Here is a 15337-nt window from a genome sequence, read left to right on the forward strand (position 1 = left end):
TTATGAGGAGATTTGTCACTTGTGTACCACTGTCACCCAGAATCGGGTTCGATAATGGATGCTGACTGGCAGTGAATCAGTGAGCGATGCCAAGACGCTGTCCGTATTTTTCAATGGAAAAACTCCGGAAACGAGCAGATTCGCCGCTGCTGGATCGCAGATCAGATATCCATTTCGATAACGGCGCAGGCTGTCGATAAAGTCGCCCAAGCGTATTTTTTCGGCGACGATCATGCCTTCGATCCAAGCGATAGCATTTTCGTCAGCCGATAAAAAGGTATCTCTGGTTTGACGAGTAAAGCTGAGTGCTTGTCCGACTGGCACGACGATCTTTTGATCGCTGGCATCGAAAGGTGCAATTTCAACCGCGCCTTCATATACGGCCACATGCTGCGGCCGTTTTCTTGCCGTACAACGAAACGTGTGCCGAGCGCATGCACCGTACCTTCTGCAGTTTCAACAACGAAGGGCCGCATCAATGTTGCCGCTGGCCTATCCTGAGCTGTGGTAATGAACATTTCACCAGTGCGCAGCTGTATTAATCTTATAGTGTCGCTGTAATCCACATCAATGGCGCTAGTGGTATTGAGCACAATGATCGTGCCGTCTACCAACGTAAGCTTGCGCTGCTCACCTGTGCCGGTTCGATAGTCGGCAGTCCATTCACGCCAGGGTGTTGTCTGTCGGACGATTAAGCCCGTTCCACTAGCCATGAGCAATACAGTTAGTGCCTTAATTAAGCGACGGCGACTTTGCAGAGCATTGGGAGCCAATGTTTTGAAGACGATATTGGTTGGTATGTCCTGAAGGCGCTGGTTGATATTCTCAATGTGACGCCAAGCACGACCATGCTCTGGGTCGGCGTTGCGCCATTCTTCCCATGCATGGCGATCTTTATCTGTGCAGTACCGGAAATTAGCAAGACTAGCCATTCGGATGCCTGCTGGGCAATATGGGGGTTGAATGGTAACCCACCTTCCGCAAAAGGAGTGGCTTGTTGAGGCATAGCAGCAGAACCCACAGTATTCTTGGTGGCCATAGTTCAGAACGAGAGCGAAAAATAGCATTGCTGTGTAGCACGCAGCATATATTGTTTGATCATGCTGACAGATACACCCAACTGCTGAGCAATTTCTGCATAAGTCAAACCTTCGAGTTGCGCCAGCAAGAACGCTCGGCGTGCTTTCGGGGGCAAATTGTCGAGCAATTGATCAATTTCAATTATGTTTCCAATAGAATAGCGCTGTACTCCGGGGAAGGAGCTTCCGGTTCTGGCAAGCTGGTTAGCGCATCAAGATAGCCACCCACACAGCCAACTATGATGATTGCTGTAGAGTGATTCAATTTCCTGAGAAATGGTATCTGCCGTTGACATGAGTACTAGCTTGCTTCATATTTTTATGAGAATGTTTATCATTGCATGATAAACAAAATGATTCAAGCAATTAGGAAATGACATATCACCTTTTGGTTGGTGATTAGATCATCGGCATTGTTCCTTTTGTGCACAAATTTTGCACAAAATGAAATGTCATTGCATACGGCTTTTGCTGACGAAATATTGGTGACATACCTCTGTACCTGAAGAGATGTTGGACGGTTATCCGCAATATTCTGAAACCGCGGGGCATCAAGCCGAAACGACCTACACCGAACTAACCGTTGCGATGTGAAATCGACGCATGGATTATTGCATCAAACTTTCAGTCGCTCCGATGCGACGCACTAAACAGCTGCCACATGAGATAGTTCTTGCAAGGCACCCCATTGATGAGGCCCTTTATCTTTAGTTGAATACAGCTTAACTAACGGAATATCTTCTGCCGTTCCTTCTTGTTTTAAACGGATAGCTAAATGATGACCTCCTTGATGCAAGATAAAATTTGGGCCCATAATCTTCGTTAATTTCTCTCGAGCTTCCTTTAGAGAGCCGCAATTAATCACCAACTGACTAGCCGCTAATGCTTTGTAGATATGTAAATTATCCATATTTACATATCGGTTTTTGAACTCTTCGGTATTCACACTATAAATAACGATTGCCATGTCAATTTCCCTTGTTTATTTGGTTGGGCAAAATGAATTGTCCAACTATTTTTTTAGGTACATATTTTTATATTTGAATAAAAATTCGCCATGTAAAGCTTCATAATTTAATACATAAAACTTACGGTAATAAGGAAATTAAAAAAATTTAATAGCTTCAGTGAATCATTATACGATTAATAATGATTCTTATTCAATAAATTTAAAAGTAAAGAATGTAGGAACGTTATCCTGTTACTTTTGGAACTCTCGGCGATACTGCCCGTGATAATTGCTCGTACGCTTGCATGGTCAGATTCTGTGGCGTGAAACCCCAGCTCACCAAATACAGGCTTGCATTGTGCCTGTGTAGCGCAAGGCAAAATCAACTACCTGAGTGCAGTTCATCTCTCGGCACCGACCACGCTTACGGGATGCCAATGCGCTGAACCCTGGGCTACATAACGGGCAATAGATATTCTGACCAATCTATTGGATCTAGACGTTGTCTCAAGCTTTGATTAAATTGACCGATAATTTAAGGACGCTACGATCAATCAAATACGCAAGCAATACGGTAGATATGAAATAGGCAAAATTTAAACTGGTGGCGTTCGTCGTGATTTGTAGGGGTTCCCTTAACCATATCTTATGGACAGTGCTTAATGATTGGAAAAATGCTGGATAGATTGAGTGTGCAGTGAAGGAATTCAGTACAGGGAACTTTGCATAAACACTTAAAGAATTTCAAAACTTGCAGTGCGATGTTCTGCAAAATGGGCAGATTCTATCCCGAGATTAATGAGGAAATAATCATTCTATTAAAAACGATACATTAGACTATCGAGTGTTTTACTTCGAAGTTGAATCCCAGCGTGAAATTCGTAAACATGACAAATGTGAACCCCCACAAAGCTTCCGGGTTACGCCGGCTGGTGAATGCCCTGAGCTATTCCCTGTCTGGACTGCTACTTGCATGGCAAGATGAGGCCGCTTTTCGTCAGGAAGTTATTCTCTCCATCGTTCTTGTGCCGGTGGCCTTCATGGTGCCGGTCGACGTGACCCAGCGGGTGTTGTTGGTGGCTAGCGTTATGCTGGTATTGGTGGTGGAAATGATCAACTCGGCCATCGAAGCCACCGTGGATCGGGTATCACTGGATATTCATCCATTGGCCAAGAGGGCAAAGGACATGGGTAGCGCTGCCGTTTTGTTGGCACTGACGAACGCCATTTTGATTTGGGCCATGATTTTATGGCCCCTGAGGTAATGATAATATGCTCGGGCGATTCGTGTCTTTGATCCTGCGTTTATTGCGCAAAGACAGTACTTTGAGGGAAGCCACGATCAATCAGACTCATCTGGGAGTGCTTGGCCTACCTGCTGATGTGGGCCTGTGTGGCGCCAGCTTGGTAAGTGTTTTGCTGGTGCGGGACGAGGCACTAGGGCAGTGTTGTGCACTCTCGTCAGCACGCAATTTCAAACAGGCAGGGCAGCTGGCCATATTGGCATCGGGAGAGTCCGGCCAGAAATTTATGGATCAGTTCGCTCTCAGCCTTGATACCTCCGATAAAGGCAGTCCTGGAGTACTTGTTTTTTTCCGTGTGACCGATGATTGTGCCGAGATCATAGGGCGACTGGGTGCTAATCGCTTCTTTGATGAGATTGGTGCTTGTGGCGTGACAGCACAACACACTTTGCTGGTTCAGGAAGGTCAGGCGATTTTTGATTGGCAGAATCACGATCTATTGATCAAACAGTGGCAAGCCTGGAAGGCATGGGCTGCCAATCATCATGCGCCCATTCTTCTAATAATCAAAGATATTGACGGAGCTCAGGGTTTTTTGCCATTGCTGCGAGCTTTGCCGGAGCTTGTGCCCAACCTCGCCGTATTGGATGCGGATTGCGGTGGTGGATTGTTAACTGTTGAACGGTGGGCGGGGCAGGATAAGAGTGAGCATCGCCAATTTGGCCTGAAATTGTCCGCACATGATAAATCTTTAAATTTAGATGGCTCTGAAATGGATGCTAGAGGACAGGTAGTTTTTTATGCGCCTGACCAGGGGCGAGTCATAGCGACAGCAGCTACCGTGGCTGGTGTCAAAGGTGTGCCCGCAGAATGGACAGTGGTAAGTGATCTGTCTGATATGGAAGCGGTTTGTGATAATGCGGTGGCCGCTACTATCCTGTTGCATGCGGATGGTGACCAAGAGTTTGAAACGCTATCGCGATTTGTCCATCGCATGCGCTCGTCCCATCCCCGTTCCCTGAAAATTGTTGTGCGAGAGACCACCAATAAGCTTCGTTACAACAATGAGTTGATGCTCCTGCGTTTGGGGGTCAATTTGATGGCGTACAAGGAAATTCCATTCTCTCGCGTAGTGCAGGTTATAAATGACATGTCGGATCAGATATTCAGTCGCCCGGTTGAGAATGAATATCTTCTTGCTGTGCAGGCTGCTGAGCCGAACCGGATTGCGGGTTACCTATCGCCGTCCACTTTTTGTCGCGAAGTGGCGGCAATGCTCAAGCGTTCCGAACGTATTGATCTGGGCCATAGCCTGGTGCGCCTTCCAATTCTTTCCAGGGTAGCACAACTGGATGCTCTTCAGGCTTGCCAGGCACGAAGACTTGGCGATATCTTTACCGCCGATCAAAATAGTATTTATCTGTTTTTGTTTGCTTGCCGAGAGTCGGATGTGGATTCGACGCTCGATCGGCTTTTTTCAGTGCCTGTGACAGAGCTGTTTTCTTCCCATATTATTGAGCCGACACCAGAGTTGATCTGGGAATCCGTGGGTCAGTTGCGGCGAGATAACGAAAATTCGCCTATGTCCGACTACTCAGCGGTACTGCAAGTCGATTTGCCGATTCTGGAAGACAAAGTTGAGCGTCTGATCGCAATAACTGGCCTCCAGAAGGAAGGGGTGCAGATTTCCCCGTCTTCATCGGCTGAAATCACTCAGCTTAAGTTGATATGCCCAGTGGACAAGCACCGGACCATGCGACCTTTTTCTTTGCCGCGGCATGCAACGACGGGCATGCTTTCCAATTTATCTGAACAAATTCTTTGATAATGCTTAAAAATTTTATTTTATCCCTCTTCTCAGGCGTGCTGTTAGCTGTAGTTATCTATTATGTACTGAAGTACCGCCTGCTAAGACGCCTGTTCTTGCGTCGGCATTTGCGTTGCATAGTGCCCTATAAGTCTAGGCACACCGAACGGGTGCCTGGTGCGAGGGACTGATTCATGTTCAAGATTGCCATTGTTTCAGCTGCAGGCGGGGTGGGTCGATCCACCCTGACGGCCAACCTGGCCACCTTGCTTGCCCAGCGCGAAATGGCGGTTCTGGCTTTGGACTTTGATCCCCAAAACCTATTATCCACTCTACTCGGTAGTGATGAAGCTAGCCTAAGCGGGCTGCTGCCAGACTTCTTAACAAGGAAAGAGTTTGGCAAGAGTGCGCTTGTCAATTCAAACGAAGTGGCTTGTTTGCCATTCGGCCGAGCTAATGAAGCGAGCCTGGTCACTTTTGAGCAACACCTGCGTGCAGAACCCGAGTGGCTCAAAAAATGTATCACTCAGGTTGATTATCCGTCAGGGGCTTTTCTACTGATGGATACGCCTCGTCTGCCTTCTCTCTATGCACGCCAGGCCATGGTTGCAGCAGACCTGGTGCTTGCTGTGCTGGCGCCAGATGCTCGCTCCCTGGCTTTGCTACCAGCGGTGGAAGCTGCGCTATCCCGGTGCGCTCCAGGGCCTCAGCTCATTTATGTGATAAATGGTTTGGACAGTACCCGGGTACTGCAAAACGATCTATTGGTACGATTTCGGTCGGCTTTACAAATGCGGCTATCACCTTATCCCGTGCATCGGGATGAAGCGATTCCACGTGCTGTCGCAAATCGGACGAACTTACAGAGCTTAAGCCCGGATTCCCTGGTTGCCCATGATTTGAACGGCTTGCTCAACTGGTTGCTTGCTGTACCTGCAAGCAGCCTCGACGGAAGGGCGCAAGTTTGATGCGCCCTGTTGTCCTCTGGGTTGTTCGTCATTTAGGTGTGTTTCGACCAGACCAATCAAGCCTATGGCTGAAGCGATTGGGCTGGTTGCCGAATGCTGATGAGTTGACTGAATTAGCTCATCTGGAGGTTAGATCGCGTCCTGATCCGCTGGGCTGGCTAGCTAAGAAACTGGGCGTGGTTGACAAGCGTAGCGTTTGGCAGTGGTTGCTGTATTTATTTATATTCCCTCCGGGCCACGCCGCGCGCACTGAAACCTCTTTCTGGAGTACTTTTCTAACCTTGTCAGTTAACACTATCGGTCTGTTGTTTTTAACAGGGGAGTGGATTGTACTGGCAGGCGTTCGAGTCCTAAGATGGCTTTGGCAGCGGTTACTTTCTTTCCTGCCAGCAGTGGACCACGAGGCAGTTGGTCGTCGCTTGGAGGGCTGGCTGGAGACACCATCTTTTCGAAAGCCTTTGCTACTTTGGTTACTGGTTCTATTTTCAGCATTCTTTTTCTGGCTGGTGGTTACCACTCCCTTTACCTGGTTTGGACAGTTTTTATTCCTTGTTTGCTTGTGGGGAACTGCGCTGTTCGTACGGCGTATTCCCGGTAATCTGCCCGCTCTGATATTGATCGCCCTTTCAGTGCTCGCTTCATGCCGTTACGGCTGGTGGCGATTGACTCAGACCATCCCGCTGGATTCCGGCTGGGAGACTTTTCTTGCCATCGGTTTGCTCCTTGCGGAGATATATACCTGGCTGGTTCTTCTGCTCGGCTATATCCAGAATGCCTGGCCGCTCAAGCGGCACACCTTGAGCCTGCCATTGGACACTTCCGTGTGGCCCAGTGTTGATGTCTTCATTCCCACCTACAACGAGCCGCTCAAGGTGTTGGAGCCGACGGTTCTTGCAGCCAAGGGGATAGACTGGCCCAGGGATAAGCTCAATATTTATATTCTCGACGATGGGCGACGGGATGAATTTCGTCGCTTTGCCAAGGAAGCCGGCGTGGGCTACATCATTCGACCCGACAACGCCCATGCCAAAGCGGGCAATCTGAACCATGCACTAAAATTGACCCACGGCGAGTACGTGGCCATTTTTGACTGCGACCACCTACCGACCAATTCCTTTCTGCAGTCTACAATGGCCTGGTTTTTCAAGGACAAGCGTTGTGCCATGCTGCAGACGCCTCATCACTTCTTTTCTCCTGACACCTTTGAGCGCAATCTAGGCACTTTCCGCCGTGTTCCCAACGAGGGCGCCTTGTTCTATGGCTTGATTCAGGACGGCAATGATTTCTGGAATGCCACCTTTTTCTGTGGTTCTTGTGCGGTGTTGCGTCGGGGGCCACTCGAAGAGGTGGGGGGAGTTGCCGTGGAAACGGTGACCGAAGATGCCCACACCGCACTTAAACTCCATCGACTTGGCTACACTACCGCCTATATTAATATTCCCTTGGCAGCGGGGCTGGCTACTGAAAGCCTCTCTAGCCACATCGGGCAGCGTATCCGCTGGGCACGGGGTATGGCGCAGATTTTCAGAATCGACAATCCATTCCTGGGTAAGGGGCTGAGCTTCTTTCAACGCATCTGTTACAGCAACGCGATGTTGCATTTTTTCTACGGCATTCCGCGTCTTATTTTTCTAACGGCCCCTTTGACCTATCTTTATTTCGAAGTTCATATAATCAGCGCGGCAGCCGCTATGCTTGCCCTTTATGTGTTGCCCCATATGCTGCAGGCCAATCTGGCTAATGCACATATTCAGGGATCACATCGGCACTCATTCTGGGCCGAGGTATATGAATCGGTTTTGGCTTGGTACATCATTCTTCCCACGGCTGTCGCCATCTTCAATCCGAAAGCCGGAAAATTCAATGTCACAGCTAAAGGAGGCCTGATCGAGCATTCCTTCTTCGACTGGACCATTTCCAAGCCGTATATTGTGCTAGCTGCCCTTAATATTGTCGGGTTGACCATCGGTCTGGGGCGGCTTTTTTTCTGGAACACTTTTGAAATGGGCACGGTGTTGCTCAACCTGACATGGACAATTTACAACCTCCTGATATTGGGTGCAGCTATTGGCGTCGCCACTGAAGCCAGGCAGGTGCGAGTATCCCACCGAGTATCTGCCAACTTGCTGGTGGCACTGCATTTTACGGATGGGAGTACCAAAATGTGTCGCACCGAAGACTATTCCATGACTGGCCTCGGCCTGTTGCTCGACCGGGAATTAGCATTGCCGGTGAAAGAGCGGGTTTGGGTTTCACTTTGGCATGGCGAGGTGGAATTCACCTTTCCAGCAAGGGTAATTGCCAGTCATGGCAACAAACTTGGCGTTCAGTTCGACAATTTGAGCATAGAGCAGGAAGCAAATTTGGTTCGGTGTACTTTTGCTCGAGCCGATGCCTGGAGCAATTGGTCGGACGAGCAGGGCGCGGATCGCCCCCTACAGAGCTTCAAAGAAATCGCCATCTTCGGATTCAAGGGTTACCGTAGTCTGTGGCGTAACCTAGGCAAAAGTTTGGCAAGGCAGCGTCAGTTAGTTCGGAGTTGACTTGGGGGACAAATGATTTAATGGCTGTAGACAGTATAAATTTCGGGAGTCGATAGCACTTATGGGTTACTGGAGTATTTATTTTATTGCTAAGTTGGGCCTGTTTTATAGCGGGTTTATTGGCTTTCACTGGCTTCCTAATCTGGCCTTCGCCATGGTACTTGTGCTGCCCCTGGCGTCTGTTCGGCATCGCCTGATTCGTGCGATGCTGGCCATTCCAGCGGGGCTGGCCTTGCTGTATCATGATTCCTGGTTGCCACCAATTTCGCGCGTGCTTTCCCAGAAGGAAGCTCTGACAGGGTTCAATAGCGATTATTTGCTTGAACTCTTGGGCCGCTTTGTGAATATCTGGGTGATTGCTGTTCTGGGTCTCCTGCTGGTAGTTTATCTGCTGCTGCGTCGCCGTCTGCGTTTTGCCACTCTGGCTTTTCTTGGCATCCTGAGCGCGCCCTTTGCTAGTCTGCAGGGTGGCAATGCCATCTCGATTGTTTCTCCTCACCCGACGTTAGCGGATGGAAGCGCCACGGTTTTGTCTAAGCAGGAGCCGACGGCCCAGTTGGAAGCCTTTTACGCCGCCGAACAGGGCAAACGGGTGAGCTTCCCATCTATTGCAGATTCTGCTGCGCCCTTTGATGTGGTGTTCCTGCATGTCTGCTCTCTGTCATGGGACGATATGGACTATGTGGGCGAAAGCAACTCGACCCTGTTAAATCATTTTGACGTAGTGTTTCGTCGTTTTAATACTGCCGCCAGCTACAGCGGCCCAGGTGCGTTACGTCTGTTTCGCAGTAATTGCGGTCAGCTTTCGCACCGCAAGCTGTATGAAGCGGATGCGTCCCAATGCAACCTTTTCCGTAATTTTGAGGCTGCCGGCTTCGAAGTGCGGGGCCTGCTTAACCATGATGGACATTTCGACCAGTTTGCAGGTATGGTACAAGAGCCGTCTGGTATCGGGGTAAAACTGGATGACAATCGCTTCGCACCCGTAGTGATGCGCAGTTTTGATGATACCCCTATTTATGAGGATTTCCCGCTACTCTCGGAGTGGTGGGTACGCCAGCCGCCATCAGTTCGGCCCCGAGCCTTGTACTACAACACCATTGCCTTGCATGATGGAAACCGTGTTTCTGGGGTTAAGTCACGCTCTAGTCTGGAAACTTTCAAACCGCGACTGGATAAATTGATGTCAGATTTTGATCGTTTTATTACTTTCCTAGAGGGCAAAGGAAGGCCGGTGGTGGTGATTTTAGTGCCGGAACACGGTGCTGCTTTGCGGGGAGATAAGGTGCAGATATCCGGTATGCGTGAAATTCCTAATCCCAAGATCACACTGGTGCCCGCCGCCATCAAACTGGTAGGCTTCAAGGGTAAGTCCGGGGATGCGCCACATCAACCCTTACAGGTGGATAAGTCGGTGAGTTACTTTGCGATTAGCACACTTCTTGCCGACTTTATCGCGGATAGTCCCTTTGCCGGAACTGGTGGCAAACCTCTGGCGGAACGGGTACAAAATCTGCCGGGTACACCTTTCGTGAGCGAAAACGAGGATATCGTTGTCATTGGACGTGACAACGGGTACCTGATGCGCTCTGAGGGCACATGGATCGATTATCAGCCTGGGTTGTGATCAGAAGCGGGAGTAAGGCCTAGCCGTTATCGGCGGGAAGCGCACTGGTTCTGAATGAGCCTTAAACAGGTAGCGCAGATATATGAAAGTTAAGTTTGGAGTATAGAAAGCTGTGCGATCCATGTTGTAATATCCACCAATGGCCAGATGAGGCGTGACCTGATATTCGGTTGCCAACCGTAGGGAATAGCCTTTTCCACCGCCATCCCCCCCGGGGTAAAACCCAGGGTCAATGCTATTGCCACTATGGACAGCATCGCTTTGCAAAGCGCTGTCTGTCGGGTAATAAGGCATACGTTTTTCATTGGTCCAGGCGAAGGAGGTTGAACCTCGCACCAGATAAGAAAGCTTCCCGCTACGGCCTGCCCACTCTACCGGCAGGTTCACTGAAGTGTAGCTTTGTGGGCTATAGTAACCGCCATGACCAAAAGTGTAGAAAGATTCGTTTTCCTTGTAGCGCCAGTGGGTCAGGGTTAGTCCCAGATTGACCCACTTGTCTTCCCGGCGCAGCATGTCCTTGTCTATGCCGATGCGCAGGGCAAGACGATTGTTATTGAGAACATTCTTGCCCCGCAATAGGCCATATTCGGCGCTAGCGAAGGTATTAAATTGACCAAAAGTGTGAGCAAGCCGACCGCCCACCCCGGTATAGGCGATACCCCCCCATATTTCACCTGTAGCTGGGTCGCGCGCGCCGGCATAGGAAAGCAGGCTGTTAGTTTGAGGGCGGCGGAAAATTTCAAGGGCGTAGTCTACTTTGTTTGCTTCCCAGCCTTTGCGAATCCCCCCAACCATATTCTGGACCGGGAAACCGATACCGATCACGCCCAAATCCCAGCGTAATGCATCACCTTCATAGCCCACACCTACCGAGGTGCCATCTACTTTCTGCGCAAATGGAGGAGGAAGAGAGGAAGGCCTTACACCCAGCTTACCGAAGAGAGGTGCATCGTCTTGGGTGAGCTCGCCTGCATTGACACTGACCCGATCCACGTGGACAAAACCGTGCCCATCATAGCCCACCGGCCACCACCCGACCATTGGGGTCTCCGTTCCGTGATAGGTGGATGTACCGTTTGAAGAGTTCCTGCTGAGCTTTTCGAACCCTATTTCAATGCGGGGATCTCGCCTGGCCTCAATACGAGTAATTTCCTCCTCTGCTCTGGTGAGGCGGTGAATTAAAGCTGTTTTTTCTAGCTCTGGTGTAGATTTTTGGTTGTCAGCGGTATCTGTATTCTTAACTGCATTGGGATATCCTAAGGCGTAACCCGATTGCGGTGCTAGGCCGATCATTGGATGCTTGGGATCCAGATCGAGTAGAGGCACTGATTCGGCGGTTGTTGCCGTGCCTGGAGCGCGCCTCTCCAAGATCAGTGCTTGGCGGAAATAAGCCAAGGCAGCAGGGTATCTTTGGTCACTGCGTTCGATACGACCTGCCTGAATCAGAACATCTGGATTGTCAGGGTTGCTGGTGAGGAGTTCCGTAACTATCTTTTTAGCTCGATCCATATTTCCAAGGCGAGTTTCCAGCCGGGTAATGGACAATTTGGTATCTACATCATTCTCACGCAAACGAGGCAGCAGTTGATCGATCACCCCCTGAGCAGCCTGCTTTTCTCCTGCCTGGACGTGAGCTTGCGCGAGATTTAGACGTGACTCCAAGTCGTCCGGATATTTGTCCAGTATCGCCTGCAAGATCAGCAGGGCGGCTTTCCAGTCATTAGCCTCCAGCAGCAGGCGAGCTTGGGCTTTCAGGGTTGAAAGGTCGCCTGTTCGCCCAGAAACAGCCGCCCGGGCAGCGATAGTCCGAGCTTGAGCTGCTTCGCCACGCTGCAACAGATGTTCGATTTGCCGGGCAGCAAGGTCAGTTTCAATTGCCAGAATGGTTTCCCGTTGCCCGTCATTCCAGTCGGGGCGTTGCTGTAACTCAGGCAGGAAAATGCTCAGTGTGTCATCTTGTTTGGCCCGATTGAGCAACGAGGCGTAATAAAGCTGGCTGCTGGCTGTTGCTGATTTCGCGTCAATCAGGTGCCGTTTCATAAGGGCGAGGCCGCGGGCCGGTTGCTCTAGGCTAAACCAGCCTTCTGACACTTGTTCGATCGAATTCGGATTGTTGTCTGTGGCATGTCGTTCGGCAAGGAGCAGCACTCGGGTCGCTTCGTCTCTCCTGCCGTCAGCTTGGAGCTTTGTGGCCTGACGAATGCGCAACTTGATCCAAGTGCGTGTTTCAAGTTCATTCATGGCGCTGGAACGTGCTGACGGGGGAATACGGACCAAGCGCTGCAGTGCTTCTATTTCCCGCTCCTGGGTAGTCAGTACCAAAGCATAGGCATAGTTCATGCCGGAATCGTTCGGAACCAGCGCAATACCCTCTGCCATGACACGGCGACTGAGGATCTGCAAGCCCAAACTCTCATACAAATTTGCCAGATCATGGCGAATCCAGGCATCACGAGGGGCGAGTTGTACAGCGGTTTCCAATGCCAGCAGGGCGTGGCTGGGGCGGTGAGCGCTGATGAATGCCTCGGCTTCATCACGTAGCAGGCTGGCTTGGCTTTCGTTGAATCGATTGGCTTCCTTGGGGTTGTTCTGGCGGAATTCGGCGATCAACGCTTGGGCTTCATCGCGACGTTCGCTACGGGAGAGCAGCGCAAGTAGGCCGCGCATAGCCGAAGTATTGCTCGCATCCCGTTTGAGTGCCTCACGGTAGAGTGATTCGGCACCGGACAGATTCTGGCTCCGGGCGAGAATATTGCCCAGCAGGGCAAGTCCATCAGCATTGTTCGGCTCGATACTCAGTGCTTGTCGTGCAAATTGTTGCGCTTCAGCCAGCTTTCCGGCTTCGAGTAGCTCATCGGCCCGTTTCATTTGTCCCCAGAAAGTTGCAGTGCGGATCAGACCAGACCATTTGTTGCTACCTGGTTCAGCCTTGGCCGCACGCTGAAACCAGCTCTTAGCCTCTTCGTGATGTCCTTGGCGTAAGCGAAGCAAGCCCATGCTACCCAGCACTTGGGGATCTTTGGGGCGCTTTGATAGCGAGTTTTGCAGCTCACGCTGGGCAGCTTCCAGCTGGTCGTGTTCCAGAAAAGCGATCCCAGTCTGACGGGCACGTACCGCAGGGTCGTTGGCGATGCGCAACGCTTTCTCATGCAATTGTTGTAATTCTGCCAGATATTCGATGGCATTCTGGTCATTCGGAAATTCTTTCAGATAGCGGCGGATCCAGGGTAAGGTTGCCGGTGCTGCCGCGAGACGCTTTATGGCAGCCCACCAGTTTTCGCGTAATTTTTGTCGGTTAACGTCGGGCGCAGCGGCCAGGGATTCATAACCTTGCAGGATTTCCTGTTTGCTGCGTTGATTACTCTGCAGCCTAAGCCAGGCAAGGCGGTAGCGTGCTTCTCCTGTTTCCCGGTAAAGTTTGTCGAGAGCGGATTTTGCTGTTTGCTGATCTGCGGCAGTGCTACTCACGAGTTGGTAATATTCGAGCCCGAGTTCACCTGGAGGGGGGGCTTCCGGAAATAATCGGCGCATGATTTTGGCAGCTTCTTTGGTGTTGCCGGCTCTGGCCATCAGACGTGCGTTTGCCAGAATCTGCTTCTCAGTGGTGTTAACCCGATATAGGCTGTGCAGACCCAGAGTCTTGGCGTGTTGAGGATAACGCTGTTCCAGGCGACGTAAATATTCACCGGCAAGTTTTATATTTCCTGTGCGTAGCTCAATGCTTCCCAGCATAAACAGCACTTCTGGATTGGATTCGATGGTCAGTAATTTTTCCAGCATGACACGTGCCAAATCCGGGCGATCCTTGGCTTCCCACATGTGAGCGCTGCGCAGCAGGTCGGCACTAGCGCTATTTTCTGAACGGGCAAGAGCTGGAACACTTAGCAACCCAGCCAGAGTCAGTGCGAAGGTAAGCGGGATGAGGCGGAGCTGCATGGTTTTTGCCAAGAGGGCAGCAGGCTGCCATTTGTCGTGAAGTAGTAGCGCCCATCCATCCAGCCATGGGCAAAGAGGGAAAGCGCCTGTTCATAGTAGGCATCCGGCCGCGGTGGGCGAGCCGTCAGACGATCGTGTTGTCCCTGCAGAGCAGCGTTATCTTTCTGGGCGGCCAGGAAGGGTAGTAGTGCGGCGGAAAATCCTGATGGCCCTGGGCCATTGGCTTCACCCGTGATTATATTGACAGACTCTGGCGGGTAGCCATGGCGCGTGATAAAGCTGGCCATGGGGGAAAAAGCAGCAAGAAGTCGTGGCCGGGCAGAAGCCTCGGGTGCAAGCATGCCGGCCCACAGATAAACCCGGATGGCGTTATAGCCGCCTGTGCCTTTTTCTTTTCCCCCACTATCTATTCGGAATCCCTTGCTGTCCTGATAGACCGTCCAGTCAGGCGAGAATCCATTCGGGGCCGATTCCAAGAGGATCCGCTGGGAGGATTCCGAGATTCGCTGCCAAGTGGAATCAGGACTCCGGCTGCTTAGCCAGTCCATTAGCTGCATGGGCAGGTAGCTGGGATTGAGGCGCCAAGTTTTCACTCCCGTCTGGAAGCCGCGCGGTGCAGGCAGCAGAGTGGGGCCTAAGCCAGGCAGGTCTGCGGTTTCCTCGCGCAAGATACGGCTGGCCAACAGTGATGAAAGTGCAACGAAGCGGCGTTCGCCCCAGAGCCGGCCAGCTTCGCCCAATGCATAGACTATCCACAGATCGGCATCCGATGCCGGATTGCTGTCCAGCACACCCCAACTGCCATCATCTCTGCGACCCCATAGCCACGCGGGCAGATGGCTGGTGAGATCGCCATTTGCCAGGTTGTTTTCGGTCCATTGCAGGATCTTGTCGAAGGTTTTGCGATCGTTGGCTACCAAGGCGAAAAACAGCGCATAGGCCTGTCCTTCTGACACGGTCTGCTTACGAGGGGTGCTGCCATCCACTACTCGTCCGCCCTCGTTGATGAATCCTGACTTGAAGCTTTGCCAAGCAGGCCAGTCTGTCTGGCAAGTGGGTTCGACTGTTACTGCCTGCGCAGTGCCCAAGCAGAAGAAGAGCGTAGCGAGAATTTGGTATCTCCGGCACAGCAAAATGCCCGACTTGCGCACGGTATCCAAGAATAAATATTTCATTTCTAGGTG

The 15337-nt window shown here is 51.1% G+C and carries 12 protein-coding genes; 5 read left to right on the top strand and 7 right to left on the bottom strand.

The genetic code is table 11. The features are described 5' to 3' along the window. Positions 1-15: 15 nt before the first annotated feature. From MKZ32_RS04815 to MKZ32_RS04830, 5 genes are all read right to left on the bottom strand, one after another. On the bottom strand, positions 16-234 hold the full coding sequence (locus MKZ32_RS04815; RefSeq protein ID WP_239796217.1) for a hypothetical protein: 219 nt from the start codon (positions 232-234) through the stop codon (positions 16-18). Then, positions 231-932, bottom strand: a complete 702-nt coding sequence (locus MKZ32_RS04820) for a FecR domain-containing protein (RefSeq protein WP_239796218.1) — start codon at positions 930-932, stop codon at positions 231-233. Before MKZ32_RS04820 ends, MKZ32_RS04815 begins: the two co-directional genes overlap by 4 nt. Before the next feature lie 110 nt (positions 933-1042). After that, a complete protein-coding gene (locus tag MKZ32_RS04825; RefSeq protein WP_239796219.1) occupies positions 1043-1195 on the bottom strand; it encodes a sigma factor-like helix-turn-helix DNA-binding protein in 153 nt (50 codons plus the stop codon). A gap of 26 nt (positions 1196-1221) precedes the next feature. Next, the gene (locus MKZ32_RS15410; RefSeq protein ID WP_275584253.1) at positions 1222-1344 is read right to left on the bottom strand and encodes a hypothetical protein; all 123 of its coding nucleotides are present in this window, start codon (positions 1342-1344) and stop codon (positions 1222-1224) included. A gap of 381 nt (positions 1345-1725) precedes the next feature. After that, complete coding sequence (locus MKZ32_RS04830) at positions 1726-2046, bottom strand: hypothetical protein (RefSeq protein WP_239796220.1); 321 nt, start codon at positions 2044-2046, stop codon at positions 1726-1728. 878 nt (positions 2047-2924) lie between these two features. Between MKZ32_RS04830 and MKZ32_RS04835 the strand changes: the two genes are divergently transcribed. The 5 genes from MKZ32_RS04835 to bcsG all read left to right on the top strand — a co-directional run bounded on the left by MKZ32_RS04835 (position 2925) and on the right by bcsG (position 10217). Further along, positions 2925-3293, top strand: a complete 369-nt coding sequence (locus MKZ32_RS04835) for a diacylglycerol kinase (protein ID WP_239796221.1) — start codon at positions 2925-2927, stop codon at positions 3291-3293. Between the two features lie 22 nt (positions 3294-3315). Then, positions 3316-5097, top strand: coding sequence for a cellulose biosynthesis protein BcsE (bcsE, locus tag MKZ32_RS04840; protein WP_239796222.1), 1782 nt, complete (start codon positions 3316-3318; stop codon positions 5095-5097). A gap of 176 nt (positions 5098-5273) precedes the next feature. Continuing rightward, the gene (bcsQ, locus tag MKZ32_RS04845; RefSeq protein ID WP_239796223.1) at positions 5274-6047 is read left to right on the top strand and encodes a cellulose biosynthesis protein BcsQ; all 774 of its coding nucleotides are present in this window, start codon (positions 5274-5276) and stop codon (positions 6045-6047) included. After that, positions 6047-8590: a UDP-forming cellulose synthase catalytic subunit gene (gene bcsA, locus MKZ32_RS04850; protein ID WP_239796224.1), complete on the top strand. Its 2544-nt coding sequence runs from the start codon at positions 6047-6049 to the stop codon at positions 8588-8590. The genes bcsQ and bcsA overlap by 1 nt, the downstream gene beginning before the upstream one ends. Before the next feature lie 61 nt (positions 8591-8651). After that, a complete protein-coding gene (gene bcsG / locus MKZ32_RS04855) occupies positions 8652-10217 on the top strand; it encodes a cellulose biosynthesis protein BcsG (RefSeq protein WP_239796225.1) in 1566 nt (521 codons plus the stop codon). Here the strand turns inward: bcsG and MKZ32_RS04860 are convergent, their stop codons facing one another. Together MKZ32_RS04860 and bcsZ are read right to left on the bottom strand one after the other, a co-directional pair. Then, on the bottom strand, positions 10218-14153 hold the full coding sequence (locus MKZ32_RS04860) for a cellulose synthase subunit BcsC-related outer membrane protein (RefSeq protein WP_239796226.1): 3936 nt from the start codon (positions 14151-14153) through the stop codon (positions 10218-10220). It lies immediately after the preceding gene. Then, positions 14117-15328, bottom strand: coding sequence for a cellulose synthase complex periplasmic endoglucanase BcsZ (bcsZ, locus tag MKZ32_RS04865; RefSeq protein WP_239796227.1), 1212 nt, complete (start codon positions 15326-15328; stop codon positions 14117-14119). The genes MKZ32_RS04860 and bcsZ overlap by 37 nt, the downstream gene beginning before the upstream one ends. Positions 15329-15337: the final 9 nt, after the last annotated feature.

Source organism: Candidatus Nitrotoga arctica, from assembly GCF_918378365.1.
In the GTDB taxonomy this organism is placed as follows: Bacteria; Pseudomonadota; Gammaproteobacteria; order Burkholderiales; family Gallionellaceae; genus Nitrotoga; species Nitrotoga arctica.

Coding starts and splice junctions, on each gene's coding strand:
- MKZ32_RS04815 (WP_239796217.1), bottom strand. CDS start 234: ATGATCGTCGCCGAAAAAATACGCTTGGGCGACTTTATCGACAGCCTG.
- MKZ32_RS04820 (WP_239796218.1), bottom strand. CDS start 932: ATGGCTAGTCTTGCTAATTTCCGGTACTGCACAGATAAAGATCGCCAT.
- MKZ32_RS04830 (WP_239796220.1), bottom strand. CDS start 2,046: ATGGCAATCGTTATTTATAGTGTGAATACCGAAGAGTTCAAAAACCGA.
- bcsQ (WP_239796223.1), top strand. CDS start 5,274: ATGTTCAAGATTGCCATTGTTTCAGCTGCAGGCGGGGTGGGTCGATCC.
- bcsA (WP_239796224.1), top strand. CDS start 6,047: ATGCGCCCTGTTGTCCTCTGGGTTGTTCGTCATTTAGGTGTGTTTCGA.
- bcsG (WP_239796225.1), top strand. CDS start 8,652: ATGGGTTACTGGAGTATTTATTTTATTGCTAAGTTGGGCCTGTTTTAT.
- MKZ32_RS04860 (WP_239796226.1), bottom strand. CDS start 14,153: ATGCAGCTCCGCCTCATCCCGCTTACCTTCGCACTGACTCTGGCTGGG.
- bcsZ (WP_239796227.1), bottom strand. CDS start 15,328: ATGAAATATTTATTCTTGGATACCGTGCGCAAGTCGGGCATTTTGCTG.